Annotated in this window: 21 protein-coding genes and 2 tRNA genes; 8 read left to right on the top strand and 15 right to left on the bottom strand. The window is 63.0% G+C overall.

What is annotated here, in order from left to right; all coding sequences use genetic code 11:
* Positions 1 to 8: 8 nt before the first annotated feature.
* The 4 genes from nagZ to LB553_RS05160 all read right to left on the bottom strand — a co-directional run bounded on the left by nagZ (position 9) and on the right by LB553_RS05160 (position 7,805).
* On the bottom strand, positions 9 to 1,028 hold the full coding sequence (nagZ, locus tag LB553_RS05175; RefSeq protein ID WP_224511258.1) for a beta-N-acetylhexosaminidase: 1,020 nt from the start codon (positions 1,026 to 1,028) through the stop codon (positions 9 to 11).
* A gap of 133 nt (positions 1,029 to 1,161) precedes the next feature.
* On the bottom strand, positions 1,162 to 4,653 hold the full coding sequence (locus tag LB553_RS05170; protein WP_224511256.1) for an SPOR domain-containing protein: 3,492 nt from the start codon (positions 4,651 to 4,653) through the stop codon (positions 1,162 to 1,164).
* A gap of 103 nt (positions 4,654 to 4,756) precedes the next feature.
* Positions 4,757 to 6,514: an arginine--tRNA ligase gene (gene argS / locus LB553_RS05165; protein ID WP_224511255.1), complete on the bottom strand. Its 1,758-nt coding sequence runs from the start codon at positions 6,512 to 6,514 to the stop codon at positions 4,757 to 4,759.
* A gap of 61 nt (positions 6,515 to 6,575) precedes the next feature.
* The gene (locus LB553_RS05160; protein WP_224511253.1) at positions 6,576 to 7,805 is read right to left on the bottom strand and encodes a deoxyguanosinetriphosphate triphosphohydrolase; all 1,230 of its coding nucleotides are present in this window, start codon (positions 7,803 to 7,805) and stop codon (positions 6,576 to 6,578) included.
* 70 nt (positions 7,806 to 7,875) lie between these two features.
* On the opposite strand from LB553_RS05160, the gene erpA reads away from it, so the two are divergent.
* From erpA to LB553_RS05140, 4 genes are all read left to right on the top strand, one after another.
* Positions 7,876 to 8,223: an iron-sulfur cluster insertion protein ErpA gene (gene erpA, locus LB553_RS05155; protein ID WP_224511251.1), complete on the top strand. Its 348-nt coding sequence runs from the start codon at positions 7,876 to 7,878 to the stop codon at positions 8,221 to 8,223.
* A 4-nt stretch (positions 8,224 to 8,227) separates the two neighbouring features.
* Positions 8,228 to 8,620 (top strand): VOC family protein, encoded by a 393-nt coding sequence (locus tag LB553_RS05150; RefSeq protein WP_224511249.1) that lies wholly within the window; start codon positions 8,228 to 8,230, stop codon positions 8,618 to 8,620.
* A gap of 7 nt (positions 8,621 to 8,627) precedes the next feature.
* Positions 8,628 to 9,422 carry an exodeoxyribonuclease III gene (gene xth, locus LB553_RS05145; RefSeq protein ID WP_224511247.1) on the top strand — a complete coding sequence of 265 codons (795 nt, stop codon included), beginning with the start codon at positions 8,628 to 8,630 and terminating at the stop codon, positions 9,420 to 9,422.
* Between the two features lie 72 nt (positions 9,423 to 9,494).
* Positions 9,495 to 9,788 carry a hypothetical protein gene (locus LB553_RS05140; RefSeq protein WP_224511246.1) on the top strand — a complete coding sequence of 98 codons (294 nt, stop codon included), beginning with the start codon at positions 9,495 to 9,497 and terminating at the stop codon, positions 9,786 to 9,788.
* Between the two features lie 18 nt (positions 9,789 to 9,806).
* Here LB553_RS05140 and LB553_RS05135 read toward each other — a convergent pair whose 3' ends face one another.
* The 9 genes from LB553_RS05135 to LB553_RS05095 all read right to left on the bottom strand — a co-directional run bounded on the left by LB553_RS05135 (position 9,807) and on the right by LB553_RS05095 (position 21,246).
* On the bottom strand, positions 9,807 to 10,634 hold the full coding sequence (locus LB553_RS05135) for a tetratricopeptide repeat protein (RefSeq protein WP_224511244.1): 828 nt from the start codon (positions 10,632 to 10,634) through the stop codon (positions 9,807 to 9,809).
* Entirely contained in the window at positions 10,621 to 12,345 is a 1,725-nt protein-coding gene (gene ilvD / locus LB553_RS05130) for a dihydroxy-acid dehydratase (protein WP_224511477.1), read from the bottom strand. Before ilvD ends, LB553_RS05135 begins: the two co-directional genes overlap by 14 nt.
* Positions 12,346 to 12,632: 287 nt before the next feature.
* A complete protein-coding gene (locus LB553_RS05125; protein WP_224511241.1) occupies positions 12,633 to 13,865 on the bottom strand; it encodes an OmpP1/FadL family transporter in 1,233 nt (410 codons plus the stop codon).
* A gap of 360 nt (positions 13,866 to 14,225) precedes the next feature.
* Positions 14,226 to 17,009 carry a valine--tRNA ligase gene (locus LB553_RS05120; protein WP_224511239.1) on the bottom strand — a complete coding sequence of 928 codons (2,784 nt, stop codon included), beginning with the start codon at positions 17,007 to 17,009 and terminating at the stop codon, positions 14,226 to 14,228.
* Between the two features lie 303 nt (positions 17,010 to 17,312).
* Complete coding sequence (locus LB553_RS05115) at positions 17,313 to 18,155, bottom strand: PopZ family protein (protein WP_224511237.1); 843 nt, start codon at positions 18,153 to 18,155, stop codon at positions 17,313 to 17,315.
* Between the two features lie 262 nt (positions 18,156 to 18,417).
* Positions 18,418 to 19,797, bottom strand: a complete 1,380-nt coding sequence (locus LB553_RS05110; protein WP_224511235.1) for a TolC family outer membrane protein — start codon at positions 19,795 to 19,797, stop codon at positions 18,418 to 18,420.
* Between the two features lie 183 nt (positions 19,798 to 19,980).
* Entirely contained in the window at positions 19,981 to 20,655 is a 675-nt protein-coding gene (locus tag LB553_RS05105; RefSeq protein ID WP_224511233.1) for a protein-L-isoaspartate O-methyltransferase family protein, read from the bottom strand.
* Between the two features lie 92 nt (positions 20,656 to 20,747).
* Positions 20,748 to 20,821: transfer RNA gene (locus tag LB553_RS05100), tRNA-Cys, on the bottom strand.
* 164 nt (positions 20,822 to 20,985) lie between these two features.
* Positions 20,986 to 21,246 (bottom strand): hypothetical protein, encoded by a 261-nt coding sequence (locus tag LB553_RS05095; protein ID WP_224511231.1) that lies wholly within the window; start codon positions 21,244 to 21,246, stop codon positions 20,986 to 20,988.
* A 208-nt stretch (positions 21,247 to 21,454) separates the two neighbouring features.
* Between LB553_RS05095 and LB553_RS05090 the strand changes: the two genes are divergently transcribed.
* Both LB553_RS05090 and LB553_RS05085 read left to right on the top strand, forming a co-directional pair.
* Positions 21,455 to 21,529 (top strand) — tRNA-Asn (locus tag LB553_RS05090).
* A 1,222-nt stretch (positions 21,530 to 22,751) separates the two neighbouring features.
* Entirely contained in the window at positions 22,752 to 22,952 is a 201-nt protein-coding gene (locus tag LB553_RS05085) for a hypothetical protein (protein WP_224511229.1), read from the top strand.
* Between the two features lie 354 nt (positions 22,953 to 23,306).
* Here LB553_RS05085 and LB553_RS05080 read toward each other — a convergent pair whose 3' ends face one another.
* Both LB553_RS05080 and LB553_RS05075 read right to left on the bottom strand, forming a co-directional pair.
* Positions 23,307 to 23,516, bottom strand: a complete 210-nt coding sequence (locus LB553_RS05080; RefSeq protein ID WP_224511227.1) for a hypothetical protein — start codon at positions 23,514 to 23,516, stop codon at positions 23,307 to 23,309.
* A gap of 406 nt (positions 23,517 to 23,922) precedes the next feature.
* Entirely contained in the window at positions 23,923 to 24,210 is a 288-nt protein-coding gene (locus LB553_RS05075; RefSeq protein WP_224511225.1) for a hypothetical protein, read from the bottom strand.
* A gap of 275 nt (positions 24,211 to 24,485) precedes the next feature.
* Here LB553_RS05075 and LB553_RS05070 point away from each other — a divergent pair, with 275 nt between their 5' ends.
* Both LB553_RS05070 and LB553_RS05065 read left to right on the top strand, forming a co-directional pair.
* Entirely contained in the window at positions 24,486 to 24,743 is a 258-nt protein-coding gene (locus LB553_RS05070) for a hypothetical protein (RefSeq protein ID WP_224511223.1), read from the top strand.
* A 155-nt stretch (positions 24,744 to 24,898) separates the two neighbouring features.
* Positions 24,899 to 25,537: a hypothetical protein gene (locus tag LB553_RS05065; RefSeq protein ID WP_411962081.1), complete on the top strand. Its 639-nt coding sequence runs from the start codon at positions 24,899 to 24,901 to the stop codon at positions 25,535 to 25,537.
* The last annotated feature ends 260 nt before the right edge of the window (positions 25,538 to 25,797 follow it).

The raw sequence follows: 25,797 nt of genomic DNA, 5'->3' as shown, positions 1-25,797 counted from the left end.
CTTCCGGTTCAGGCCACCGCTTCGAAATAGGTGGCAAATTCCGCGCGTATCGCTGCTTCGTCGGCGACGTCGCGATCCCTTATATAGGTCAGCGCCCGCTCCGCGCGCTGCAAGGACTTGCCCGACAGCGCCGTCGTGCGCGACGCGATCCCGGACATCTCCTCGAAAACGCCGTTGCAGTGAAGGACGAGATCGCAGCCGGCCGCAAGGATCGAGGCCGCCTTTGTCGGGAAATCCCCAGAAAGTGCCTTCATCGAGGTGTCGTCGCTCATCAGCAGCCCGTCGAAGCCGATCTCGCCGCGGATCACCTGATTGATGACCTTGGCGGACGTCGTCGCCGGGTTGCCGGGATCGACGGCGCTATAGACGACATGCGCCGTCATGGCCATCGGCAGCTCGTTCAACGCCTTGAACGGGGCGAAATCATGCCGGCTGAGCTCCTCCAGCGGCGTATCGACGGTCGGCAGCGCGAAATGCGTGTCGGCAAAGGCACGGCCGTGGCCGGGAATGTGCTTCATCACCGGCAGCACGCCGCCCGACATCAATCCCTCGGTCGAGGCCCGGCCAAGCTCGATCACCGCGTTGGGCTCCTTGCCATAGGCGCGCGCGCCGATGACATCGCTGGCGCCTTCGACCGGGACATCGAGCACCGGCAGGCAGTCGGCGGTGATGCCGAGGCGCGAGAGATCGAAGGCATGCAGCCGGGCCAGCAGCCAGGCGGCGCGGCGGCCGGCCTCGCGATCGTCGCGCCACAATGCGCCAAGCGCGCCCCCAGCCGGGTAGTTCGGCGCCAGCGGCGGACGCAGGCGCTGCACCCTGCCGCCTTCCTGGTCGATGAAGACCGGAGCGTCCGGGCGGCCGACGCAGTCGCGCATCGAGGCGACAAGGTCGCGGATCTGCCCGGCTTCACCGATGTTGCGCGCAAACAGGATGAAACCCCAGGGACGTTCGTCCCGATAGAAGCGGATTTCGTCTTCGGTGAGGGATTTCCCGGCGCAGCCGAGGATCATGGATTTTGATTCGCTCATAGACGGAAGCTTAAGGCTTTGGGCACGCAAAGGGAATCACCCCAGCCTTCGGACCGGCCAAAGCCCACAACCGTCCACAACGAAAAGCCGGCGCGGCCTTTCGGCGGCGCCGGCTTGAGAGACAAAGATCTCGTTAGCGCGACACGAAGCAGTTGCCCCCGGCAGCCTTGTAGCTGGTGCAAAGGTTGATCGCATCGTTGCGCGACTGGGCTGGAACGCGGACGCGGTAGAAGGTGCCTTTGCCCGCGACCTCGGCCTTGACGATGTTGGCGGTGCGGCCGGAGAGCACGCTGCCATAGCGGCGCTGCAGGTCCTGATAGGTCGACTGCGCGCTCTCGACCGTCGGCTGCGAGGCGATCTGCATCGACCACGAGCCGCCGCCCGGCGCCGCCGGATCGATGGATGCGACCTGGTCCGGCTTGACCTCGCCGACGATATCGACCGGCTGGTCGGACGGACGCGCCGGCGCCACCGGCACCTTCGCTGGCGTGTTGGCCGACTGCGCCTTGGCTTCAGCCTTCTTGGCGGGCTTCGCCGGCTTGACGGTCGCCGCGTCGGCCTGGCCCGTATCGGCCTGGCCCGCGTTAGCCTGGCCCGCGTCGGAAGCCACGGTTCCCGTCTGCTGGCCGTCGGAGGCCGGCGCAACATGCTGCGGCGCCGGATCGCTCGGCTCGGCTGCCGCGACCTTCGGCGCGGCCGGGGCCGGATCCTCGCGCGGCACAAGTGAGCCGTCAGGCTTCACCATCATCGTCTTCACCTTGCGCGGCGCGACAGCGACGACATCGTTGTTGGCGGCGTTGTCGGCATCCTGCTGCAGCACCTGGGCGATGCGGTCCTCCGACTTCGACGCCGGCGCGGCCGGCTGCGTGCTTGCCGCAGCGGCAGGCTGTGCGCTTGCCGGCGCGGCAGGCTGTGCGATTGCGGGCGCAACGGCTTGCGCGACACCGGGCAACGCTGAGTCTGGATTGTCGGCGGTATCGCTGCCGGGGGCAGCGTCGTTATCCTTGGGCGAAAGATCGACCACGCGGCTCTGCGGCGGCTCCTTCGAGGCCAGGTCCACGGGCTGCTCGGTGGTGTTCACCAGCTTCTGCTGCACCGGCTCGGCGGACTTCGCCGCGCCGCCGCCCTTGGCGACCGCGTCATAAACCTTGTTGTCTTGGTTCGGCACGACCGTGCCGCCCGGATTTTCTGGCTTCACCTTGATCGGCGAATTGTCGGCCTTGACGATCACCGGGGCCTCGCTGCCGCCTTTGCCGCCGAAGGAGAAGGCCAGCGCGCCAAGGCCGCCGAAAACCACCACGACGCCGACGAGCGCCGCGACCATCATGCCGCGCCGGCGCGGCTGCGCCGCCTCGCGCTCGCCAAGCCCGGGGATCGCAATCGCTTCTTCGAGCTCTGGGTCGTAATCGAGCTCTTCGCTGGCGAAGTCGTCCTGCTGCGAAACCGGCCGGCTGCCGGGCACGTCGTCGGCGTCGTAGTCGTTGGCGACGGCGAACGAAGCCGGCGCTGCCGGAGCCGCTGGAGTCTCGGCACGCAAGTCGCGACGGTCGTAGCCGTTGAATCCGGCATTGTAGGATTCGTCATCATAGCCGCGGCTCTGTGCGGGCGCCGATGCGATCTCCGTCGCGTTCATGTCGGTAAGCAGGCTGGCGAATTCCGCGTCGAGATCGTCGTAGGCGGAGGCCGCAGGCTGGTCCTCCTCGAAGCTGAGCTCCGGAATGTCGAGGTCGTCCGCGAGCGCTACCACGCGCTCGGGAACATCGACCGTCTCCACATCCGGCACGTCCTCATGCCGGCGAGCCTGCGACGGAGGCGTCGGCTCGGCGTAGGCGGAATAGTCCATTTCCGGTTCGCTGCGATAGGCGGGCGCCGCCATCTGCAGAGGCGCCGAAGGCGCTGCCATCTGCACCGGTGCGAAGGGCGCCGGCTGCGTGGCGAACGAAGCTTGCGGGGGGGGGGCGGCGGTCGGGGTCGAGCGACTCCATGATCTTGCCGGCTCGGCGGTATGCAGCCAATCGGATGAATTTGCGGGAGACTTCGCCCGGGCGACGACTTCCTGCTCGGCCTCGATACTCCGGGCGAAAGCAGCGCCGAAGGCGTCGTCGTCGAAATCAATGCCCGGTTCGGTCGCCGAAGGCTCGGTCTTGGAAGACTCGGGCTTGGAAGACTCGGGCTCGGCGGGAGCCGCAAAATCCTGGCGGTCGAGCTCGCCAGCGAGCAAGTCATCCAGGTCGTCCTCAACCGGCTGAGCGCCCTGCCCGTTCTGCGCCGGCTGGTGCTCGTCGAGATCCCAATCGAGATCGTCGGCTGCCGCCTTCCCGCTCACCTGGCGGTTCTCGGGTTCCGCAACCAGCCGCGGGGCGTAAGCAGGCTCCTTGACTGCCGGCATCGGCCGCGCGGTCATGGCGCCGAGCAGCGCATTGAGCTCGTCCTCCAGGCTACGCTCGCTGGCAGCCGGCTTCACCGGCTCAACGGCGGCGACCGGCGGAACCGGAGCGGCGACGACCGGCGGAACCGGAGCGGCAACGACGGGAGCCGCCTCGGCGACAGTCGGCTGCAACGCGGCAACGGGCTCGACGGCCGGAGCTTGCGGCTCCTCGTTCAACGCATCGCGAAAGCTCAGCTCGAAATCGTCATCGAGGGTCAGCTCATTGGAAGGTTCGGGCGCGACGGGTTCTGGCTCAGCAGCAAACTGGGTCGTCTCGACCGGCGAGGCGACCATCGGCGCCGGTTCGTCGTCAAGCGACAGCTCCGGCTCCTGAATCTCCTGATCTTGGCCGGGATCCATATCGACATCGGTCATCGCCTGATCGAAATGACCGACAAAATCATCCTCGGAGATCAGCGGGGCGGCTGCATGAGCTTCGACCGGCTCGGCGGCCTGCACGTGCTGCTCCGGCTCGTGGCTCTCAAACGACAGCTCGTCTTCGAGCGACATCTGGACCGCATTGTCGAAATCAGCGTCGAACGCCTCTTCGCTCGCTGCCTGCAGAGCTTCGACGGCGTCCCGACGGGCGTCGGCCGGCTCGGGATAGTTGGCGGACTGGTGATGATCGACCTGAAAATCCTGGTCAAGCGAGGCCGCCATTTCCTGATCGATCGGAAGCTCGTCTTCCAGCGCCGACACATCCAGTGAACTGGCGACCGCCTTGTCGAAATCATCGTCAAAAGTGACTTCCGGCTCGGGAGCTGCTTGTAGCTCCGGCGCCACATGCGGCTCCGGCGCGAAATCCGGCACCGGCGCACGGGCCACGGCGAAGTCGGCATAATCCGCCGCGTCGTCGAACACGAAATCCTGCTCGAAGGACGCGGTAAGCTCGTCGTCATTCGCGGCGACGCTGGCAGCCTCGAAGGCCGGCTCGTTGCCGATCTGATGCAGTGCAGCCTGCTGAGCGACCGGCGCGCTTTCCTCGACGGAATCGAATTCCCCCATCAACTCCTTCTCGAGGTCGATGTCGAAATCGTCAGCCTCCACGGCCTGATTGGCCGGCTTCTCGACCGCTGGGGCCGGCTGCCTCACCGGCTGGCGCGGGTCGAAACCCATGATCCGGGTCAGTTCCGCGAACGGATCATCGTCGGCGATGTCGTTGTGGTCGGCTACTTTCAGCGGGGTTCTGTCTGCCATTATTGTTCCCGAACTCGCACACAGTCGGACGCCATGGACGTCGCGCAGGGTTGGCCCTTACCAGCGCAATGTGGGCAAAAGGTGACAGGTTTTTTAGTTAAACCTAACGCATTTCGATGGGCGCGTCTGCCCCGATAAGCGTCAGGCCGGAGGTCAAGACATCCGAAACAGCCTGCACCAGCCCTAGTCTGGCATAGGTTGATTCTCGGTCGTTAACCTTAACAAAACGTAAGTCCGCATTATCGTTGCCGCGATTCCACTGTGCATGGAAGCCGGAAGCGAGATCATAGAGGTAGAATGCGAGCCGGTGCGGCTCCAGCGAAAGCGCCGCGGACTCGATCAGCCGCGGATATTCAGCCAGCTTCCGGATCAGAGCGATTTCGCCCTCGTCGGCCAGCGCAGCCACCGAGGCCGCGAGCCGGTTGCGATCGAAGTTCGCCTCGCCGAGCTGCTCGCTCGCCTGCCTGAAGACGGAATGGCAGCGCGCCGACGCATACTGCACATAGAATACCGGATTGTCCTTCGACTGCTCCGTGACCTTGGCGAAGTCGAAATCGAGCGGCGCGTCATTCTTGCGGTAAAGCATCATGAAGCGGATCGGGTCGCGGCCGACCTCCTCCACGACTTCGCGCAGAGTGATGAAATCGCCGGACCGCTTCGACATCCGGACCGGCTCGCCGTCGCGGAACAGTTTTACGAGCTGGCAAAGCAACACCGTCAGCTTGACCGTGTCACCGGCAACCGCCCGCGCCAGCGCCTCGAGCCGCTTCACGTAGCCGCCATGATCGGCGCCGAGCACATAGATCAGATCGACGAAGCCGCGCTCAACCTTGTCCTTGAGATAGGCGACGTCGGCGGCGAAATAGGTAAAGGAGCCGTCCGACTTGACCAGCGCCCGGTCCATGTCGTCGCCGACCGCGGTCGAGCGGAACAGCGTCTGCTCGCGGTCTTCCCAGTCGTCCGGCTTCTCGCCCTTGGGCGGCGGCAGCTTGCCCTTGTAGATATGCCCCTTGAGCGTCAGGTCGGCGATCGCCGCCCGGATCTTCTTGGCGTTGTCGGCATGCAGCGTGCGCTCCGAGAAGAACACGTCGTGATGCACGTTGAGCAGCGCCAGATCCTCGCGAATCATCGCCATCATCGCGTCGACGGTGCGGTCCTTGACGATCGCCAGCGCCTCCTCTTCCGGCATTTGCAGCAGGCCGCGGCCGAATTCCTTGGCCAGCGCCTGGCCGACGGGGACCAGATAGTCGCCCGGATAGAGACCGGACGGGATCTCGCCGATGTCGTCGCCGAGCGCCTCGCGGTACCGCAGGAACGCCGAGCGGCCGAGCACGTCGATCTGCGAGCCGGCGTCGTTGATGACGTATTCCTTGGTCACGTCGTAGCCGGCGAAGGCCATCAGATTGGCAAGCGTGTCGCCGACCACGGCGCCGCGGCAATGGCCGACATGCATGGGGCCGGTCGGGTTGGCCGAGACATATTCGACATTCGCCTTGCGGCCGCCGCCGATGGTCGAGCGACCATAATTGCGTCCCTCGCCGAGCAGCGCCGCCAGATGCGCGTGCCAGAACCCGTCCTTGAGCCTGAGATTGACGAAGCCAGGCCCGGCAATCTCGGCCGAGGCAACATCGGCGTCGCTCCTCAGCGCTTCGGCGAGTTTCTCGGCAAGCGCGCGCGGGTTCTGGCCGGTGGGCTTGGCCAGCACCATCGCCGCGTTGGTGGCAAGGTCGCCATGGCTTGCATCGCGCGGCGGCTCGACCGCGATACGCGACAGGTCGAGCGCGCCCCCGTCCTTGTCCTTCAGGTCAAGAGCTTCGACGGCCTTTATGATCCGCGCGTTGAAATCGGCGAAGATATTCATTGGAAGTGCTCTGGGCTTCAAGAGGCAACCGGCTCGATGGCCGGCAAAATCGAGGCTCGCCCTAGCTCAAATCGGGCGTATGGTCAAACAGACGCCGATGTTCCTTGAGCGCATAGGTGTCGGTCATGCCGGCCAGGAAGTCGGCGACGCTGCGCGCCTTGATGCGATCCTCTGCCCGGTCGAGCCCCTCGCGCCAGCCATCGGGCATGGCGCGCGGATCGGCGAAATAGACGTCGAAAAGCTCGCGCACGATGCGCTCGGCGTCGGTCCGCACCCGCATCACGTCCGGGTGCCGGTAGAGATGCTTGTAGAGAAAGGCCTTCAATTCCTTTTCGGCCGCGGCCATGCCTGCCGAAAACGTCACCAGGGTCTCGCCCGCAGCGCGCACCGCATTGGCGCTGCCCGGCTTCAGGCGCTCGATATTGGCGGTGGTCGACGCGATGACATCCTCGACCATCAGTGTGATCTGCCGGCGCATCAGCTCGTGGCCGGTACGCACATCGTCAAGCTGGGGATATTTGGCGCGCACGCCATTCAGGATCGAGCCTGGCAGGCTGACCTCTTGCAGCATGTCCAGCGTCAGCAGGCCGGCGCGCAGGCCGTCGTCGATGTCATGGGTGTTGTAGGCGATATCGTCGGCGATCGCGGCGCATTGCGCCTCAATGCCGGCGAAGCGGTCGAGCTCGAGGTCGTGCAGTTCCGAATAGTCGCGGATCGCCTGTGGCACCTGGCCTTTGAGCCCCTTCCCGCTCGCGTCGGTCAAAGGGCCGTTGTGCTTGACCAGCCCCTCCAGCGTTTCCCAGGTGAGGTTCAGCCCGTCGAATTCGGCATAGCGCCGTTCGAGCCGCGTCACCACGCGCAGCGACTGCGCGTTGTGATCGAAGCCGCCCCAGGCGGCCATCTTCTCGTTGAGCGCGTCCTCGCCTGTATGGCCGAAGGGCGTGTGGCCGAAATCGTGGACAAGAGCCACGGCTTCGGCCAGATCCTCGTCGCCACGCAATGCCCGCGCCAGCGCGCGGGCGATCTGCGCCACTTCGATCGAATGCGTCAGCCGTGTGCGGTAGTGATCGCCCTCATGCGCGACGAAGACCTGCGTCTTGTGCTTCAGCCGGCGAAAGGCCGTGGAATGGATGATGCGGTCGCGATCGCGCTGGAACGGTGTGCGGGTCGGGCTTTCCGGCTCGTCGAACAGGCGTCCGCGCGAACGCGCCGGATCGCTCGCATAGGCCGCGCGCGGCCGGTCGCCGAACCCGATGTCGCCGAGAGCACCCTTGCCCTGCCGCTCGTCCATTGATCCACCAGTTGACTTGGCCCTTTCCGCTTCATACCTATCATGTGAAACCGAAAGCAAGGTGACGCCGATGGGCGCGGATGCCAAGACTGCCATGAAGGTCGAAATGACCGACGCCGCGGCAAAGCGGATTGCCAGGATTGTCTCCGGCGAACCAGGCAAGACGGCGCTGCGCGTTTCCGTCGAAGGCGGCGGCTGCTCCGGCTTTTCCTACAAATTCGACTTGGTCGGCGATCGCAACGATGACGATGTCGCCATCGAGAAGGACGGCGCGACCATCCTCATCGACGAGCTGTCGCTGGTCTACATGGGCGGCTCGGTGATCGACTTCGTCGACGATCTGATGGGCCAGTCCTTCCAGATCAGGAACCCGAACGCGGTCGCCTCCTGCGGCTGCGGCACCAGCTTCTCCATATAGCCCAATGCCTGCCATCGGCGCGGTCCGTCAGGTCGCGCTCTCGGCTGGCCGCGACCTCGATGCGACGCTTGCTTTCTGGCGCGACGTGCTCAGTCTGAACCTGCACGCCCGTTACGACCCGCCCGGTATTGCCTTCATTATGGCCGGTGATGTACGCCTGCTCTTCACCGACGGCGTTCCGGCCGGCACAGTCTATTTCGACATCGCCGGCCTCGAAGCCTTCCACGCGGAGGCGAAAGCCTCGGGCATTCCCTTCACCGCGCCGCCGACGCTCGTCCACCGCGACACCGAGGGGCAGTTCGGCCCGGCGGGAGAAAGCGAATGGATGGCCTTTCTAAAGGACCCCGCAGGCAATACGATCGGCCTCGTCGAACGCCTGCCGTCAGAAGAGTATTGAGGTCCCCATGAAGATCGTCACCTGGAACATCAACGGCGTTCGCGCCCGCATCGGCAACCTCACCCACTGGCTGACCGAAAGCGCGCCGGACATCGTCTGCCTGCAGGAGATCAAAACGGTCGACGAGCAGTTCCCGCGCGCCGAGATCGAGGCGCTGGGCTACAATGTCGAGACCAACGGCCAGAAGAGCTTTAACGGCGTCGCTCTTCTGTCGAAGCTTCCCTTCGACGAGGTCAATCGCGGTTTGCCGGGCGACGATGCGGATGACCATGCCCGCTTCATCGAAGGCGTTTTTTCCACCGACCAGGGCGCCCTGCGCGTCGCTTCGCTTTATCTGCCCAACGGCAATCCGGTCGACGATGAACGGAAGTTTTCCTATAAGCTCGCCTGGATGGCGCGGCTGGAGCGCTGGGCGGAAGAGCGGCTGCGGCTCGAGGAAGCGCTGGTGCTGGCCGGCGATTACAACGTCATCCCGGAACCGGCCGATGCCCGGTTTCCCGAAAACTGGGTGGACGACGCCCTGTTCCAGCCGCAGACGAGGCAGGCCTTCCGCCGGCTGAAGAATCTCGGCTTCACCGAAGCGGTGCGCGCCGTGACCGACTCGGCCGGCGTTTACACCTTCTGGGATTATCAGGCCGGCGCTTGGCAGAAGAACAACGGCATCCGCATCGACCACCTGCTGCTCTCGCCCGAAGCCGCCAACCGCTTTTCGTCGGCCTCGGTGGAAAAGCACGTCCGCGCCTGGGAAAAGCCTTCCGACCACGTGCCGGTCGCGATCGAGCTCAGCCTGCAGCCCGCCTGAGACGTTACAAGGCTCCCGGACCCCAGTATCGCCACAAATCCCCTCTTTGATACGGATTGCTGTGGGGGTTCAATGGCGATCCGATTTCTTTTCCGGCTGGTCGGCCTTGCTTTGGTGCTTGCCGCGCCGACGCCATCGCTCGCGGCACCGACCTGTCTTGCCAACGGGAAGTCCTTCAATGTCGGCCAGACGGCGTGCCTGACGCTGGACGGCGAAAGCCATCTCGCCCGTTGCGACATGGTTCTCAACAACACGTCCTGGACGAAGATCAAGGACGAATGTCCGGAAGACGCGCCAAAACCGCACCCGACATCGATCTCAACTCCGACGCCTGGTCCGACACCGACGGAGCCGACCGAAAACTAAGGCGCTGCCGAGCGGCTCTTACTGGTCGCCGGTGTTGCCTTTGGTCAGGATATCGTCGGCGAGCGAGATGGCGGTCCGGCGATCGGCCTCGCCCGCCGCGGCGAAAGCCTCTTCCTGCATATTGCGGATCCAGGGCTGGTCGGCCGCCGGAGCCCGCTCAAGCGCGGCCGTCATCATCGCCAGACCTCGCACGACCTTGCCGCTCTGGAACAGGAGATTGCCGAGCGTTGCCTGCGCGCCGGCATGGCCCTTCTCGGCGGCGAGTTGCAGCCAGCGGCCGGCCTGCTTGACGCTGGCCTTCACGCCGCCCTCGCCCCTGAGGAACATGCGGCCGATCTCGAACTGGGCGTTCGGATTACGGTAATTGGCGGCGGCGCGCATGTAGTATTCCTGCGCTGCCACGTCGTTCTCCTCGACCGGCGTGCCGGGAATGCCCTTGCGCAGATAGTCGCCGAGCGCCACCAGCGCGTCCGACACATAGCTTTCTTCCGGCGAGCCGGGCTCGACATCCTGGTCGACGATCTCCGAGAAGAACTTGAAGGCGGCATAGTCGTCGCGCGTCACCCCGTCGCCCTCGGCATACATGCGCGCAAGCTTCCAGGTGGCGCCTATCTGACCGTTCTCGGCGGCGTATTTATAGGCCTCGACCGCTTGGTCCTTATGGCCGCTCTTGTAAGCGGAGAAACCGAACTGGAACACCGCCCACGGACTCGACTGCGGCTTCACACCGGTCTTGTCGTCGAACACCTTGTCGTCGAAGGCCATGGCCTGCCCCGCGGCGCCCAAGGTCGCGAGAGCGACCAGTGCCGAAAAGACAGACGACCTCAACACCTCAGATGTCCGCATAGCAGTGCGTCTCTTTGGCGGCACCGGGATGGGTCACCGCGCCGTCGCGGGCCGACCCTACGGTCTGCGCATATTTCCAGATCGCGCCGGACTGGTAGTCGGTCTTGCGCGCTTTCCAATTCTTTGCCCGGGCCGCCAGTTCCGCGTCCGACAGGGCCACCTCGATCGTGCCTTTCACGGCGTCGATCGAGATCACGTCGCCATCCTTGACGAGCCCGATAGGCCCGCCGACCGCCGCCTCCGGCCCGACATGGCCGATGCAGAAGCCGCGCGTGGCGCCGGAGAAGCGCCCGTCGGTGATCAACGCCACCTTGCCGCCCATGCCCTGGCCGTAGAGCGCCGCCGTCGTCGACAGCATCTCGCGCATGCCGGGACCGCCGCGCGGCCCCTCGTAGCGGATGACGAGAACCTCGCCTTCCTGGTAATTGCGCTGCGTGACCGCTTCGAAGCATTCCTCTTCCGAATCGAAGCAGCGCGCCGGGCCTGAGAATTTCAGTTCCGACATGCCCGCGACCTTCACGATCGCGCCTTCGGGGGCAAGGTTGCCCTTCAAGCCCACAACGCCGCCTGTCTTGGTGATTGGCCGATTGGCGGGACGCACAACATCCTGGCTTTCATTCCAGGAAACGTGCTCCATATTTTCGGCCAAAGTGCGGCCAGTGACCGTCATGCAGTCGCCATGCAGGTAGCCATGGTCGAGCAGCGTCTTCATCAGGAGCGGAATGCCGCCGGCCTCGAACATGTCCTTGGCGACATATTTGCCGCCGGGTTTGAGATCGGCGATATAAGGCGTCTTCTCGAAGATCGCCGCCACGTCGAAAAGATCGAACTTGATGCCGGCCTCATGCGCGATCGCCGGCAAATGCAGCGCCGCGTTGGTCGAGCCGCCGGTGGCGGACACCACGGTCGCCGCGTTCTCCAGCGCCTTGCGCGTGACGATGTCGCGCGGCCGGATATTTTTGGCGATCAGTTCCATGACCTTTTCGCCCGAGGCGAAATTGAAGCGGTCGCGCATTTCGTAGGGCGCGGGCGCACCGCAGGAATAGGGCAGCGCCAGGCCGATCGCCTCGGCGACGGTGGCCATGGTGTTGGCGGTGAACTGGGCGCCGCAGGAACCGGCCGAAGGACAGGCCGCCTGCTCGATCTCGAGCAGCTCGGCATCGGTGATCGATCCAACCGAATGCTGGCCGACCGCCTCGAACACATCCTGCACGGTGATCTGCCGGCCGCGATAGCTGCCGGGCAGGATCGAGCCGCCATAGATGAAGATCGACGGCACGTTGAGGCGCACCATTGCCATCATCATGCCGGGCAGCGACTTGTCGCAGCCGGCGAGCCCGACCAGGGCGTCGTAGCAATGGCCGCGCATGGTGAGCTCAACCGAATCGGCGATGACCTCGCGCGACACCAGCGACGACTTCATGCCCTGGTGGCCCATGGCAATGCCGTCGGTGACGGTGATGGTGCAGAACTCCCGCGGCGTGCCGTTGGCGGCCGCCACGCCCTTTTTGACCACCTGCGCCTGGCGCATCAGCGAGATGTTGCAAGGAGCCGCCTCGTTCCAGCAACTGGCGACGCCGACAAGCGGCTGCGCGATCTCGGCTGCCGACAGGCCCATGGCATAAAGATACGAGCGATGCGGCGCCCGCGCCGGACCTTCGGTCACGTAGCGGCTGGGCAGCTTGGCCTTGGAGATTGCCTTGGCGTCCATCATCGTCCTTGCCGCACACCCCGCGGCCGGTCCCATCGCCGGGCCAACCTGGCACGCGTCCCGAGACCTATCTCGGGTGCTCCGGGTTTATGGCGGGAAATGGGCAGTTCCCTCTCTCTGACTTCTACAGCAGGGGTTGTTCATAAACTGTTGCTGAAACGTCACAATCGTATCGGGGCCGGTGGTGCAGCGAATCTGCAACAGCAACTGGAAAGGCTAAGCCAAACATCGGCCACGCAACGAAACGGCCGGGCATTGCCCGGCCTTTTCGATGAGTTTTCAGAAACTTAGAACTTGATCTTGATTCCGCCCGAGATCGCCGTGATCAGATCGTTGCCGAAATCGTAGCTGGCGTCTGCGCCAACAATCTTATCGTTTTCGCCGATTAGTATACCGGAATGACCGCTGGTCAGCACACCGATGGCACCCGCCAGGCGGACCTCGATGTTGGGTTGCGGCGTATATGCGACCCCACCGCCGAGTGTCCAAGTGTCGGTTTGGGCGCCATAGCCATGCGAAGTGCCCCGATCCCAAGTGAGCTGAGCGGCGGCGCTCCACTGATCATTGAACTTGTGGCCAACACCACCCGAAACGGTCCAGCCATCGCGATACATCAGGTCCAGCGATGTCCTCTCTCCCGGACCATTCGTTACGCAGAATTGGGAGGGAGTGCCCACTATACAGATCGGAACACTTTGCAGCACACTCCAGTTCACCCATTTGATCGAACCGAAAGCTAGCCAGCCCGGCGCAACACCGGATTGCAATTTCAATTCCACCGAGTCCGGCATGTATTGTGTGCTGCCGTAGATCGGTGCAGAGCCCGTGGGGAATATCGGTGCCGTGAGTGTACCGGAGATATTGTCGAGCTTGACTTGTGAATTGTAGACCAAGCTGGCCCGAAGTGCGATCTCGGGGATTTCGTAGGCGATGCCGGTACGCCAACCCCAGCCGCTCGCGTTCAGATCAACACGGCCAATCGGTCCCGTTCCGGTCAAGGGGTTGAAACCAATTAAGCTTTCCTTGAAGCCCGAAATGTCCTGATAGAACACGCCGCCAATAAAGCGGAGCTGACCCTTCCCCGCATCAAACTTGTAGGAGCAGGTTCCAGCGTAGTTATTGCTCTTGATATCCGTTTCGACGTTGGAAAACGCGCCGTTCCACGACGCGCCCGGGGCTGTGTGGGCACCCCAAGGCTGCGAATAGTCAACCATGCAGTCGATGCCCTGAACGACCTGCGCCTTCACGCCGATGCGCGGCACCCAATAAGGCTCCGCTCCGTCGGCAGTAGAACTGAGAAAATTGAAGCCGGCCGGCCCCCTCGCGTTCTTGTACTTGCGTTCCGGCATCACATAGGTGGCTTCCGCTTCCGTCGCGACGGGTGCCGGATCGAACAGCAGGTCGATGTCGTAGCCGCCGCGCTCCAGACCGCCGGCATGCGCGGGATGCATCGCGGCGCCCATCAAAGCGATCGAAAAGCACCCTGCCCCCAGCAGCGCTTTGAACCGCAGATTGTTCATGGAAATCCCTCCCCGAAACATAAGTGGTTCAAGCTAGAACCAATCCGGGTTAACGACGCAACAGCGTTTTCAAGAGCTGTACATGTACACCTTGACAGCACGTATTTTTGCCATGGTGAACGGCGCCAAAATTGGCGCCTAGATCGCGCCCACCGAGGACAAACGGCCGAAAAAATCCGGAGAAACTGCCCATAACGGGGCAAAAGCGGTCGATTTTTGGCCTTTCGGGCCCCATTGTTACATTATGGCAACAATGGGGCGCAAAGTTTCCGTCTACGTCAAAATTAACGTAAAGCACGCTCGTTTTCGAGGCAGCTAACGTACCGGAAGCGCCTATTCCGTGAGGACGAATCTTTCCGCTCAGCCGGCGTCGCGTACCCTGGTCAAAGCCACCGAAAGCTTCTCCTGCGCCTCGCGATATTCAGCGAGTTTCTCGCGCTCGGCCTCGACCACTTCTTCCGGCGCATTGGCGACGAACTTTTCGTTCGAAAGCTTCTTGTGCAGGCGGGCAATCTCCTCGGTCACCTTCGCCAGTTCCTTCTGCAGCCGCGCGGCCTCGGCCTGCAGGTCGATCAGGCTGCCGAGCGGCAGGCTCACCGTCGCCTCGTTGAGCACGATCTGGGCCGAGCCTTTGGGCGGCGCATCGGCAAGCGCGATATCGCCGACGCGCGCCAGCCGCTTGATCGCCTGGGCGTGACGCTCCAGCCGCTCCTGCGTCAGCGTGTTGGCACCGATCACCATCAGCGGCGCGATCGCCGCCGGTGGCACATTCATCTCCGATCGCACCGAGCGGATCCCCGAGACAAGGTCGACCAGCCAGTTGACGTCTGCGGCGGCCTCCTCATCCTCGAAGTCGGGCGACGGCCAGGCGGCATGGCAAAGCAGCGAGGAGCGCTCCTTGCCCTCGCCCGCAGTCTGCGCCCACAGCTCCTCGGTCATGAACGGCATCATCGGATGCAGGAGCTTGTAGATCTCGTCCAGCACAAAGGCGACGCAGGCCCGACTCTCGGCCTTGGCAGCCTCGTCGGTGCCCATGAATACCGGCTTCAACAGTTCCAGGTACCAGTCGCAGAACAGGTTCCAGACGAAGCGGTAGGCCGCCCCCGCCGCCTCGTTGAACCGGTAGCTGGTGATGCCTTCGGTGACGGCGCGCGCCGCCCGCGTCAGCTCGGTCAGGATCCAGCGGTTGACCGGCAGCTTGGCGTCGTTCAGCCAGAACGCGTCGTCGCGCGCGACCTCGTTCATCTCGGCAAAGCGCGTCGCGTTCCACAGCTTGGTGCCAAAATTGCGGTAGCCGGCGATGCGCGCCGGATCGAGCTTCACGTCGCGCCCCTGCGCCGCCATGACGGTCAGCGTGAAACGCAGCGCATCGGCGCCGTATTCGTCGATGAGGTCGAGCGGATCGATGACGTTGCCTTTCGACTTCGACATCTTCTGCCCGTTCTTGTCGCGCACCAGCGCGTGCACATAGACGGTGTGGAACGGTTCCTCGTCCATGAAGTGCAGGCCCATCATCATCATGCGGGCGACCCAGAAGAAGATGATGTCGAAGCCGGTCACCAGCACGTCGGTCTGGTAGTAGGTCTTGAGCTCCGGCGTCTGGTCGGGCCAGCCGAGCGTCGAGAACGGCCACAGCGCCGACGAGAACCAGGTGTCGAGCACGTCCTCGTCGCGGGTCAGGATCTCGCCCGGTTGGAAGTTCTCGAGCTTGTCCTCGACCCAGGCCTTCCAGGGCCCTTCCAGCGCGAGGTAATATTCGACCGCTGCGGCTAAGGCCTCTTCCTCGGTCTTCTCGACGAAGACATGCCCGTCCGGCCCGTACCAGGCCGGGATCTGGTGACCCCACCAGAGCTGGCGCGAGATGCACCAGGGCTGGATGTTTTCCATCCAGTCGAAATAAGTCTTCTCCCAGTTTTTCGGCACGAAGTTGGTGCGGCCCTCGCGCACCGAGGCGATCGCCGGCTTGGCAAGCTCGGCGGCGTTCACGTACCACTGGTCGGTCAGGAACGGCTCGATCGGCACGCCGCCGCGGTCGCCATGCGGCACGGTATGGCGATGCGGCTCGACCTTTTCCAGAAAGCCGCCCGCTTCCATCAACTCGACGATCTTCTTGCGGGCAGCGAAGCGGTCGAGCCCATCGAGCTCGTCCCACACCGCCTGGCGCTCCGGCATGACGTCGAGACCGGCCAGGAAATCCTCATTGTCCTTCAGCTTGATAGCCGCTTCGACGGTCAGGATGTTGATTGCCGGCAATTTGTGGCGCTTGCCGACCTCGAAGTCGTTGAAGTCGTGCGCCGGCGTGATCTTGACCGCGCCGGAGCCTTTCTCCGGATCGGAATACTCGTCGGCGACGATCGGTATCTTGCGGCCGACGATCGGCAGCACGACGTTGCGGCCGACCAGATCGGTGAAGCGCTCGTCATCCGGGTGCACAGCCACGGCCGTATCGCCGAGCATCGTCTCGGGACGAGTCGTGGCGACCGTGATGAAGGTCTTGGGGTTCTCAGGGTCGAACGCCTCGCCTTCGATCGGATAGCGGAAATGCCAGAGATTGCCGTTCACGTCGTGCTGCTCGACCTCTAGGTCGGAAATGGCGGTGAGCAGCTTCGGGTCCCAGTTCACAAGGCGCTTGTCCTTGTAGATGAGGCCTTCCTTGAAGAGGGTGACGAAGACCTCCAGCACGGCCTCGGACAGCCCCTCGTCCATAGTGAAGCGTTCGCGCGACCAGTCAGCCGAAGCGCCGAGCCGCTTCAATTGGTTGAAGATCGCGCCGCCGGATTCGGCCTTCCACTCCCAGACTTTCTCGATGAACTGCTCACGCGTCAGATCGCGGCGGTGGATCTGCTTTTCCATGAGCTGGCGCTCGACCACCATCTGCGTGGCAATGCCGGCGTGATCCATGCCGGGCTGCCAAAGCACGTTCTTGCCGCGCATGCGCTCGAAGCGCACCAGAATGTCCTGCAGCGTGTTGTTGAGCGCATGGCCCATATGCAGCGAGCCGGTGACGTTCGGCGGCGGGATGACGATGGTGAAGGCCTCCGCCCCTTCCTCCGCGCCGGCGCCGGCCCGGAAGGCGTCGGCCTCTTCCCAGATTTTGGCGATCTTCGGCTCGACGGCTTTGGCGTCGTATGTCTTTTCAAGCATGGAGGAAGTCCGAACTGTCGGGAACAAGCGTCCGGTGTAAATCGGAAGGTCTTGGCCGAGTCAACCGCGAGAGCTGCGATCGCTCTCACAGATAGGCCTGCCGCGGCCGGGGGCAATGCTGCCGGTTCTGCGATGGCGTGCGCGCCTGACAAGTCGCAGGCAAGTGCGCAGCAGCGCTGGGACAGCGACATGCATCAAAACAGAAGCTTAAGCGCGTCGGTTGAATCCGTTGCAAGCGACGCTTCAGGCTGCCTTAACAAAGCGCCGCCTCAAGGCAGCGCTCGGACTGCGTGTTCCGGCACCTTACTGCGCCCCGCGCGCCACGCGCTCGATCTCCTCGCGCACCAGCCTTTCGACCAGCGTCGGCAAATTGTTGTCGAGCCAATCCTGCAGCATCGGCCGCAGCATCTCCTCGGCCATCTCGTCGAAACTTTTCTTGCCGCGGCTGGCAAAAGCGTCGGAAAGCTCGCCGAAGGCCGCGGCGACCTGCCGGCCCGTATGTTCCGAAAGGATCGCATGCCGAGCCGGCTGCGCCTCCGGTTCGGATTCCCCGGAGCCGCCGGCTTGCGCGGAAGCTTCAGTCGCTGGTCGAACTTCTTCCTTCTCGATCTCGACCTTCTCGATCTCGACCCGCGGCGCGGCTTCCGGCGCCCTTGCGGTCGGCTTCGCGGTGACCGTGCTGCCGCCCGCCGCTGCGATTTCCCGCCGCCAATCGGTGACAATGGTCTCGGCAGTCTGCGGTGCGTTCGCCGCCGCGGGCTTGCTCGCTGCCGGCGACGCACTCGATTGAGCGGCGCTCCTGGCCCCGACCTCCAAGTTCGTCGGCGCGGGCGCCGCCCTGACCGGCTCGTGGCGAGCCTCGGCGCGCGTCAGCGCAGGATCGGTCGCGGCAAGCTGGGCTTGGACCTCCGCCAGCGTCACCGGCTTGCGGGCGTCGGCATGCAATTCGGAGCGAAAGGCGTCAACCTCGACATTTGGCACAGCCGCGGGGGACACGGCAGCGGCGGCCGGTTCCAGATCCTGGCGCAGCTCGCCGGCCTCGGCCGGCTGCTTGCGCCCGGTGTCGCTGTCTTCAATGATCCTCCGGATGGAAGCCAGTATCTCTTCCATAGAAGGTTCGCGCTGCGCGCTGCTTGCCGTCGCCATCGTCACATCCGCCGCCCAAGTGACATGTTCAAGAACTGCCTGTTCAAGAACTTGACCCGTTCAGGAATTCCGTTCCTGCCCGGGTCGGAATTCGAATCAATGGAGACAGCGTAACCGACCGATCGTCATCCGAGAATCCCCAATCTGGGGACTCCTTGGATTTCAACAGATTAGGCGACGCGCAGCCCGACGACCCATCCGCAAAAGACAAATGCCGCGCATCCATTGGACACGCGGCGTCTGTCAAAGCTTGGACCGGAACTCAGCGCCCGTCAGGCGTGCGCAGTCCGTACCATTTGTCCTTGACGGCGTTGTAATGCTCTTCCGGCCTGTATTTGGTGACCGCCAGGCCCAGCCGATCGACCGACAGCCGGCCCATCGCCGACAGGATGGCGTAGCTCGCCACGACCACGTCGCGCTCCGAGCTGGCCTGATTGATCTTGGCGGTGATGACGGCGTTCTGCGCGTTCAACACGTCCAGCGTCGTGCGCTGGCCGACATTGCGCTCTTCGATGACGCCGTTGAGCGCCAGCTGCGCGGCTTCGATGACCTGCCTGTTGGCATCCACGCTTTCGCGCGCCGCGATATATTGCGTCCAGGCCGAGACCACGGCCTGGCGCACCTGGTCGCGGCTGACGTCGACCTGGATGCGCGCTTGGCTGAGCGATTCCTTGTTTTGCCGCACCAGCGCCGAGGTCCGCCCGCCCGAATAGATCGGAATGGTCAGCGTGGCGCCGATATTGGCCGAGGTGGAGGTGCCGTTGGTGCCCCTGATGTCGGGAACGGCGTGGCTGTAATTGTCCGAAATGCCGGCCGAAGCCGTCACCTGCGGCAGCAGCGCGCCTTCCGATGATTTCACCGAAAACGCCGCCGCATCGACGAGGTGCTGGGTGGCGAGGATGGCCGGATGCTCGGCGGAAGCGACGGCCAAGGCTGAATCGAGGTTGCTCGGCAACAGCTTGCCGAGCGGCGAGGCCGCCTTCAGCTTGCCCGGCTCGTCCCCGACGATCTGGTGGTAAGTGGCGGCGCTCGCCAGCGCCGTCGCGCGGGCGGCGCTGAGCTGCGCCACGGCGGTGGCGCGCGAGGCATCGGCCTGGGCGACGTCGGTGCGGGTGCCCTCGCCGACCTCGAAGCGCGAGCGGGCGGCGCGCGCCTGCTCGCTCAGGAATTGCAGGTTCTGCTCGGTCAATGCCGCGACCTGGCGGTCGCGAATCACGTCCATGTAGGCGCTCGCCGCGTTGAACAGGATGTTCTCTTCGGTGTTGCGCAGGCTCTCGACCGAAGCCTTCACCTGCGATTCGGCGGCGGCGACGTTGTTCTTGGTCTGAAACCCGTCGAACAGTGTCTGGTTGATCTGCACGCCGAAGCTGCCCGTGGTGATGTTCTGGGTGGCGCCCTGGGCGTGGGTGCTGGTGTAGTCGATGCTGCCCGAACCGGTGACGGTCGGGCGCCAGCCCGACTTGGCGATGGCAACGCCCTCATCGGTGACGCGCACGCCGGCGCGAGCGGCGTTGAGCTGCGAATTGTATTGGTAGGCTTTGGCGAGGGCGCCCGTAATGGTCTCGGCGGAGGCGGCCAGCGGCGAAAGCGCCGTGGCCGAAACAAGGATAGTTATTAAAATGCTCTTGCGTAGAGACGGCACGTTATTTCCCTCATTCGTTTTGCATGGGAACCACGCCACGTCAGCCTACCCTTACGGACCGGCCAGCGCCGCGTTGTTTATCGTTCCCCCGCTGACAGCCTCCCGAAACGCCCGGTTAACGATCAGCAACGATTGTTAGGCGCAAGCGATCATGACAACGCCTTCGCTGCAAGGCAAAAACGCTCAGAATTCAAACGCGTGGGCACGTTCGAAGCCCGGTAGTGGCTTAATTGCCGCATTAAAGGCCCGTCTCCCGGTTACAACCCCCCCTGCTTTGAAAAACAGCCGGGCCACGCCAGAGTTGCCCCGTCCTTCGACTGCAACCAGGCGTCCACCTTCCGCAAGCTGGTCGAGCAATGCCTGCGGCACTTCCTCGACGCTGCCGCCAATGAAGATGACGTTGTAAGGCGCTTTAGCGGCATGCCCCTGCGGCAGCAGCCCGTTGACCACCGTGACGTTCCGGCAGCCGAGGCTGGAAAGCGTGGATCTGGCGGCCTCAGCCAGCGCGGGATCGCTCTCCAGCGCCACGACGGATCGCGCCAGCCTGGACAGCAATGCGGCGGAATAGCCGGTGCCGCAACCGACATCGAGCACCGAATCGCTCGCCTCGATCTCGGCCAGCTGCAAAAGCTTGGCGAGCGGCGAAGGCTCCATCAGGTAGCGCGCGCCGCCGCCCTTGGCGCCATCGGAAATGCGGATATCCTCGTCGATATAGGCCAGATCCTGCTGTCCGGCGCCGACAAACGCCTCGCGCGGCACGGTCAGCATCGCTTCGATGATCGGCGCGCTGGTGACATCGGTGGTGCGGATCTGGCCGTCGACCATCTTCACGCGGCGTTCGGAGAAATCAGCGTTCATGTCCCAACAACCCGCTCCCCGCGCCAGACACGCGGCCAAAACTTCGACTGGAACCCCACTCCGGCGCGATTGCGCTGGAGCCCGCAAGCATCTGGAGGCCTCGCCCGGAATCGAACCGGGGTGCAAGGATTTGCAGTCCTCTGCGTAACCACTCCGCCACGAGGCCTCGCAATGCTCCCGGCGTTCCGAGCGAACTCATTATGTTGGCGCTCAAAGGTCGTCAAGCGCTCGCGCGTCATTCCCGACGCTTTCGCGTGGAGCGGCCAAAGTGGTGATTACCTATCGATTGTCAGGGATCAGGCACCGCTGTGGCGCAGCCGCCGCGGCCTCTCAGTCGGGCCGGCGCCGGCGTCCCCACCAGACGACGAAACGCCGCCGGTGGCGTCGGATCATGGCGAATTCATAGGATAGGACCAGGAGACCGAGCGGAACCATCCAGAAACCGAGAATCGGCAGAAAGCCCAGAAGCCCGCCAAGGGTAAGCAGCATGCCGATCGCGATTCGCCAGCCGCGCGAGCGCGGCATGGTGAACTCGCGGCCGAAGATCGAAATCTTCCGCGCCGGGGCGTTGTCATCATCCGCTGCGGTCATTCAAGCCAAATCCCATCTGCTGCCTAAGCCATGTCAAGGCGATGACCGGCCGCTTTGTTCCGTGCCGGTGTGAAGCCCTTCATATGTGGGCGCGCCGGACGATGGCACAAATAGCCGCATCAAAATCTGGAGAAAAAATGCGAAATGCTTCTTTGCAAAGCCGAAAGGTGTTTGCTATAGGCTGCGCCACTCACGTCAGAGCCTCCGTTCCCCGGTAGCTCAGTGGTAGAGCAACCGGCTGTTAACCGGTTGGTCGCTGGTTCGAATCCGGCCCGGGGAGCCAAGTCTTTTCAAGCACTTAACTGAAAATCTGCTTGTGCCATTCTACTGGGCAAAGGTCCTCGCGGGCTAAATTCCGGGCTACAAGCGCAAACAACGCCAGAAGCCCGTCGTCTGGAAAATTTGTACTCCTGAGGTTCTCTGCGATCATCAGGCATCGCGAATCAAACCGCGCAAGCTTCCTTCGAGGCGATCGAAAGCCTTGCAGAGGTTACCGGCCTCTCAATCGATCCGGGCCGGACCTTTCGGGGTCGTTACGCAAAAGCGTTCGCCGCACGTAACCGGCGCTCTCCCAACTGACGTTCGAACTTTGAAATCTGCAACGAGCAGAGCGCTCGGCTCCTGAAAAGGAGTGTTCCCCGACGGACCTTGTTGTCCTCTACGGGCGGGGCTTCAGAATTCGGATTAGTGCGCGATTTCTCGCGTCACTGGTTCTTCTGTGGACCTATTTTGCTTGAAATGCCGGAGGCGGCCTTAGCGTCGCCTCCGGCATTGTCGCGGCCCGTAGGCCGAAGCCGCCGGGCCAAGTTGACAGTCTCTCGGAATCGGCGGTTTCTACCGGAGATAGAAGCTTGGGTGGCTTTTTTTGGGGGACTGATGAGAGCGCTCATAGCGTTCTTGGGGGTGGTAGGGCTGTCCGGGTGTGTTGCCCCTACCAACACGGCGTTCGTCGGGCCATCTGGTTCGAAGGTCAACACCGTCAAATGTAGCGGATCGCGCAAGACTGCTTTCAGGAGGCGACAAAAATCTGCCGTGGCCCATACCAAGTGGTAGACAGCGAGAGCCATGCCGGTGGCATTGTTGCGGACATCATACCGGGGCCGGTGACTTGGTACGGGATGTCGTTTAGCTGCGGCTCCTCTGACGGTCGAATGCCAGCGTTTCCGTTCCGTGGGCAAATGTATCAACGTCTAGCGGTCACAAACTGCCAGACGTTCGGCAATGCGGTCAGCTGCCAATCGTATTAAACAAAAAACGCCCGTCACGTTTCCGCAGCGGGCGCTAGTTCGGGAGGACGGGGCACCCCTTTTGCCCATCAACGACGGTACGCCTTGCCTAGCTGGATAATAAGCGCGCGCCAGTTGAGGCGCTGCATATTCCAGGTGCGTGACTTTTCTGCCACAGACACAAGAACGCCGGGTCAACTAAAGAAAGGTCGCTAAGGAAATGGGGCTTCGTCAGAGGGTGGCCGCTTGGTATCAGGGTCACTTATCCCGGAGGAACCAATGGTCGGGAAGCGTTCCGTTATTCTTCCCGGCGAGCGCTATGAACGGCATTGGACTTCGACAACCGCGCATGTTTTGGTGGACTATCTAGAGCACTGGAAATGGGTGATCGGGACAATGATCGCCGTGATTGGTCTCGCCTCGCGATCCTGCATTGAAAACAACCCGCCAGCCTTGCCGGGCCGCTTGTCTCCGAGGTGACGTCCGCTGTCGTCGCCGGCTGGACCTCGTCCTCTTCGATCCCAATGCTGTCGCCATCTCCAGGGACCTTGTTCCGATCCCAGTCGTGTCGGAGGTTTTTGGCAGCAGCATTTCGGATTTCGCGTTGCTTGTCCTTGCGCGGCTTGGGACCCAGCAGATCGCGCGATGATTGGCTTCCGTTGAGCTCCCCTATGGTCGGACAGAACTGCCAACGATAGCCAGGCCCGAATGTCCCTGTAGTGGGATGGAGCCGCCCGACCGCAAGCGTTCACCGCTGCTTGCCAGGCGTAAGGGCCGGCAGTGCCGGCGCGAGGCTCGGAAGCCATGTGGCTTGGGAGCGCGTCGGGTTCACCGTCACTGCTCGTCGTCGCCTTCATTCAACGGTTCCAGCAGCGCGGTACAATCGATCAGATCGTGGAATTGGGCGCTTGTATCAAGCCGAAGGCAGGAGCCGTAAGATCGCAGGGTTCGCAGCCCTTGCATTTTTTGCAGCCTTGCCCGCCGTTCCGCTTCCCCCGGCAATGGTCGAGCTGAGCCTTTGTATTTTTCTGCCGGAGACTGCATGAGCAGCCCCTCCCCGAGGTTTCTGTCGTAGCGACGACCCTATAACTCGCGCAGCCATGAGCCATCATCTATTTGCAGGCCAATGCTTCCGGCGGGACTGAGGGAAATAGGGTGACAGTGCGCATTTGACGGGGGGAGTATCTATGCTGCCGGTCCTCATAAACCAGCAAGACATTTTCGGAAACTGTTCTCCGTTAAAGGACAAGAACTAAAGCAGTGCATTGCACGCGGTCGCAATAATCCTGGCAACTGCAGGACCAGGGTAGGCGCCCCACCAAAAAGCCCGCCGCCCCAATGGGAAGGCAGCGGGCTTAAAACCGGCGGCGCACCCCGCGCCTCAATCCGTCATCCGAGCGAGAATTGTTCCATAGCGGATAACGTTGCGATGGGCTCGTAGAGGGAGGCTTCAGCCCCCCATCTTCTTGGCCATCGCGCAGAAGTCTGCGTGCGACTTGCTAATGGTTGTGTCGCCGCAGTCTTTCAAAACCGCTGCACGCTCATCCGGCTTCATGGCCATCCAGGCAGTCTTGAAATCCGCCTCGGATCTCAATGTTTTCATGCCAGCATCGGTGAAGAACGGCGACATCTTGGCCGGGTCATCGAGCGCGGACGTCCCGGTATTGCTGCCGGCTATCGCGGCACTACCCATCATTGCGAGCGCAACTGCGCTCATGCAGAGCACCTTCATTTTCATTTGAACATCCTCCGGTTAGGTCCTCAATGAAATGTGACCGTGACGGAAGAACGCATGGTCATTCGAGACGTTCCCACGCGGCGCAAACAAGTAAGGTGGTTACGCCCGAATTACGGGTGACAGTGCACCTTTTCCTTCTGCAGCCAGCCTGACGTTGCTCCAGGAGCGCTGGCTCGGATCATTAGCCACCGTAATTCCGCCAATCTGAAGTCTGTCATCTCGATTGCTCACCAATTGACGGCAAACAGGCAGGGAACGACGTTAGGCCCAACGGAATGGGCATTCAGTCCAAATTGCTGGTTTTCACGACGCCAAATAACCTCCCAAAGGAAAGGGAGGGGCAAATGGCGGGGAAACGAGCGATTGCTGTCAAAGACTGGTCTTGCGCCATGAGTGACGAGATCGGCCGCGTGGTCTTGGCCATAAACTCGACCGAAGGTGAAACGACCTACGTTCTTATGACAATCTTCCAGGCGGCGAAAATGGCTCAGGAGCTGCGGTCGCCGAAGCTGGTGCCTCGATACGACATATAGCAGGCCAGCAGGGTTCCTAACGCATGATTGTTGAATTTGTAGGTCCAGCTGGGTCAGGCAAAACGACATTTGCGCATGCGCTCTATGAACAGTTGCGGGCTCACGGGCACCCTGCGAGGATTGTTCTCACTGACCGGCGCGCTGTTCATCGAACCATGCTGGACCCCGGCGGCATTGTCACTGCGATGGGTCGAGTCGCCCGCGCGGCCGCACGCTCGATCGGCATGGCCTGTCGCCCATCCGCAAATGCCGTCGACTTCAGAATTCGCGCAAATCTGATTCACACACTGCCTCCCAGAAACGTGATCTGGCGCATCAGGCTAAGTCAGTACGTTCTCCGCCTTGCCCGCGCATGGCGCCAGTCTGTCACCAGCGAGGAAATTCTTATTTTCGACGAAGCCTTCGTTCAGGCGGTTTCGATGCTCGCGTGCTTCAGTGGAACAGCAGATGAGACGAGCCTTGCTCACGCGCTGGATTTCATACCCGAGTCGGACGTGGTGGTTAGAATCGATGCCTCCGAGCAACTTCTCATCGAGCGGCTTGACCGGAGACAGAAGAACCATACCTTTGCCGAGCGTTGGTTCGAAACCGGCTTGGACATAAGGCTTCAGTCGGCCGCGGTAGTCGCGCGCGTATGCGGCTTGCTGACGGCGCGCGGGCGGTTGATCATTGACGTCGACGCCAACAATCAACGTTCACTAACGCTGGCGATCGACGAAATCGAAGAGGAGATCCTGGCGAAGTACAAACGCAGCTTGCACTCAGTCGCCGATCCGCCAATCCCGTCGCATTGATTGGCGGCCTGCAACGGACTTCCAGTCACCGTCGGCGAAGCTGGCTGCTGCTGCCAAACATCACCGCTTCCGGCGGGCTGCCTCCACCTCACATGGGCCAAATTCCCATGGCCATTGTGCCGGCGAATTTTTTGCTTTGCGGCTTCGTCGCCCTACCTTAGCCTTCGCTCGAAACACCTTGCCGACAAGCCGATAGCGGCGCCGACGATATCGCGCAGAGCCGCGTCGGCCTATCGAGGCTGTGACGTTCCGTTCGCCGA

The sequence above is a fragment of the Mesorhizobium sp. CA8 genome, assembly GCF_020164955.1.
GTDB lineage: Bacteria > Pseudomonadota > Alphaproteobacteria > Rhizobiales > Rhizobiaceae > Mesorhizobium.
Note: the sequence above shows the minus strand (reverse complement) of the source record. Positions and strands in the feature narration are given on the sequence as shown.

What these genes read in the sequence shown, in the direction of transcription:
- LB553_RS05065 (WP_411962081.1), top strand. Translation starts at nt 24,899, where the DNA reads ATGCTGGACCCCGGCGGCATTGTCACTGCGATGGGTCGAGTCGCCCGC.
- erpA (WP_224511251.1), top strand. Translation starts at nt 7,876, where the DNA reads ATGGGCGCGGATGCCAAGACTGCCATGAAGGTCGAAATGACCGACGCC.
- LB553_RS05170 (WP_224511256.1), bottom strand. Translation starts at nt 4,653, where the DNA reads ATGGCAGACAGAACCCCGCTGAAAGTAGCCGACCACAACGACATCGCC.
- xth (WP_224511247.1), top strand. Translation starts at nt 8,628, where the DNA reads ATGAAGATCGTCACCTGGAACATCAACGGCGTTCGCGCCCGCATCGGC.
- LB553_RS05140 (WP_224511246.1), top strand. Translation starts at nt 9,495, where the DNA reads ATGGCGATCCGATTTCTTTTCCGGCTGGTCGGCCTTGCTTTGGTGCTT.
- LB553_RS05115 (WP_224511237.1), bottom strand. Translation starts at nt 18,155, where the DNA reads ATGGCGACGGCAAGCAGCGCGCAGCGCGAACCTTCTATGGAAGAGATA.
- nagZ (WP_224511258.1), bottom strand. Translation starts at nt 1,028, where the DNA reads ATGAGCGAATCAAAATCCATGATCCTCGGCTGCGCCGGGAAATCCCTC.
- LB553_RS05160 (WP_224511253.1), bottom strand. Translation starts at nt 7,805, where the DNA reads ATGGACGAGCGGCAGGGCAAGGGTGCTCTCGGCGACATCGGGTTCGGC.
- LB553_RS05120 (WP_224511239.1), bottom strand. Translation starts at nt 17,009, where the DNA reads ATGCTTGAAAAGACATACGACGCCAAAGCCGTCGAGCCGAAGATCGCC.
- LB553_RS05125 (WP_224511241.1), bottom strand. Translation starts at nt 13,865, where the DNA reads ATGAACAATCTGCGGTTCAAAGCGCTGCTGGGGGCAGGGTGCTTTTCG.
- LB553_RS05080 (WP_224511227.1), bottom strand. Translation starts at nt 23,516, where the DNA reads ATGCAGTCTCCGGCAGAAAAATACAAAGGCTCAGCTCGACCATTGCCG.
- LB553_RS05105 (WP_224511233.1), bottom strand. Translation starts at nt 20,655, where the DNA reads ATGAACGCTGATTTCTCCGAACGCCGCGTGAAGATGGTCGACGGCCAG.
- LB553_RS05070 (WP_224511223.1), top strand. Translation starts at nt 24,486, where the DNA reads ATGGGCATTCAGTCCAAATTGCTGGTTTTCACGACGCCAAATAACCTC.
- LB553_RS05150 (WP_224511249.1), top strand. Translation starts at nt 8,228, where the DNA reads ATGCCTGCCATCGGCGCGGTCCGTCAGGTCGCGCTCTCGGCTGGCCGC.
- LB553_RS05075 (WP_224511225.1), bottom strand. Translation starts at nt 24,210, where the DNA reads ATGAAAATGAAGGTGCTCTGCATGAGCGCAGTTGCGCTCGCAATGATG.
- ilvD (WP_224511477.1), bottom strand. Translation starts at nt 12,345, where the DNA reads ATGGACGCCAAGGCAATCTCCAAGGCCAAGCTGCCCAGCCGCTACGTG.
- LB553_RS05085 (WP_224511229.1), top strand. Translation starts at nt 22,752, where the DNA reads ATGGTCGGGAAGCGTTCCGTTATTCTTCCCGGCGAGCGCTATGAACGG.
- LB553_RS05095 (WP_224511231.1), bottom strand. Translation starts at nt 21,246, where the DNA reads ATGACCGCAGCGGATGATGACAACGCCCCGGCGCGGAAGATTTCGATC.
- argS (WP_224511255.1), bottom strand. Translation starts at nt 6,514, where the DNA reads ATGAATATCTTCGCCGATTTCAACGCGCGGATCATAAAGGCCGTCGAA.
- LB553_RS05135 (WP_224511244.1), bottom strand. Translation starts at nt 10,634, where the DNA reads ATGCGGACATCTGAGGTGTTGAGGTCGTCTGTCTTTTCGGCACTGGTC.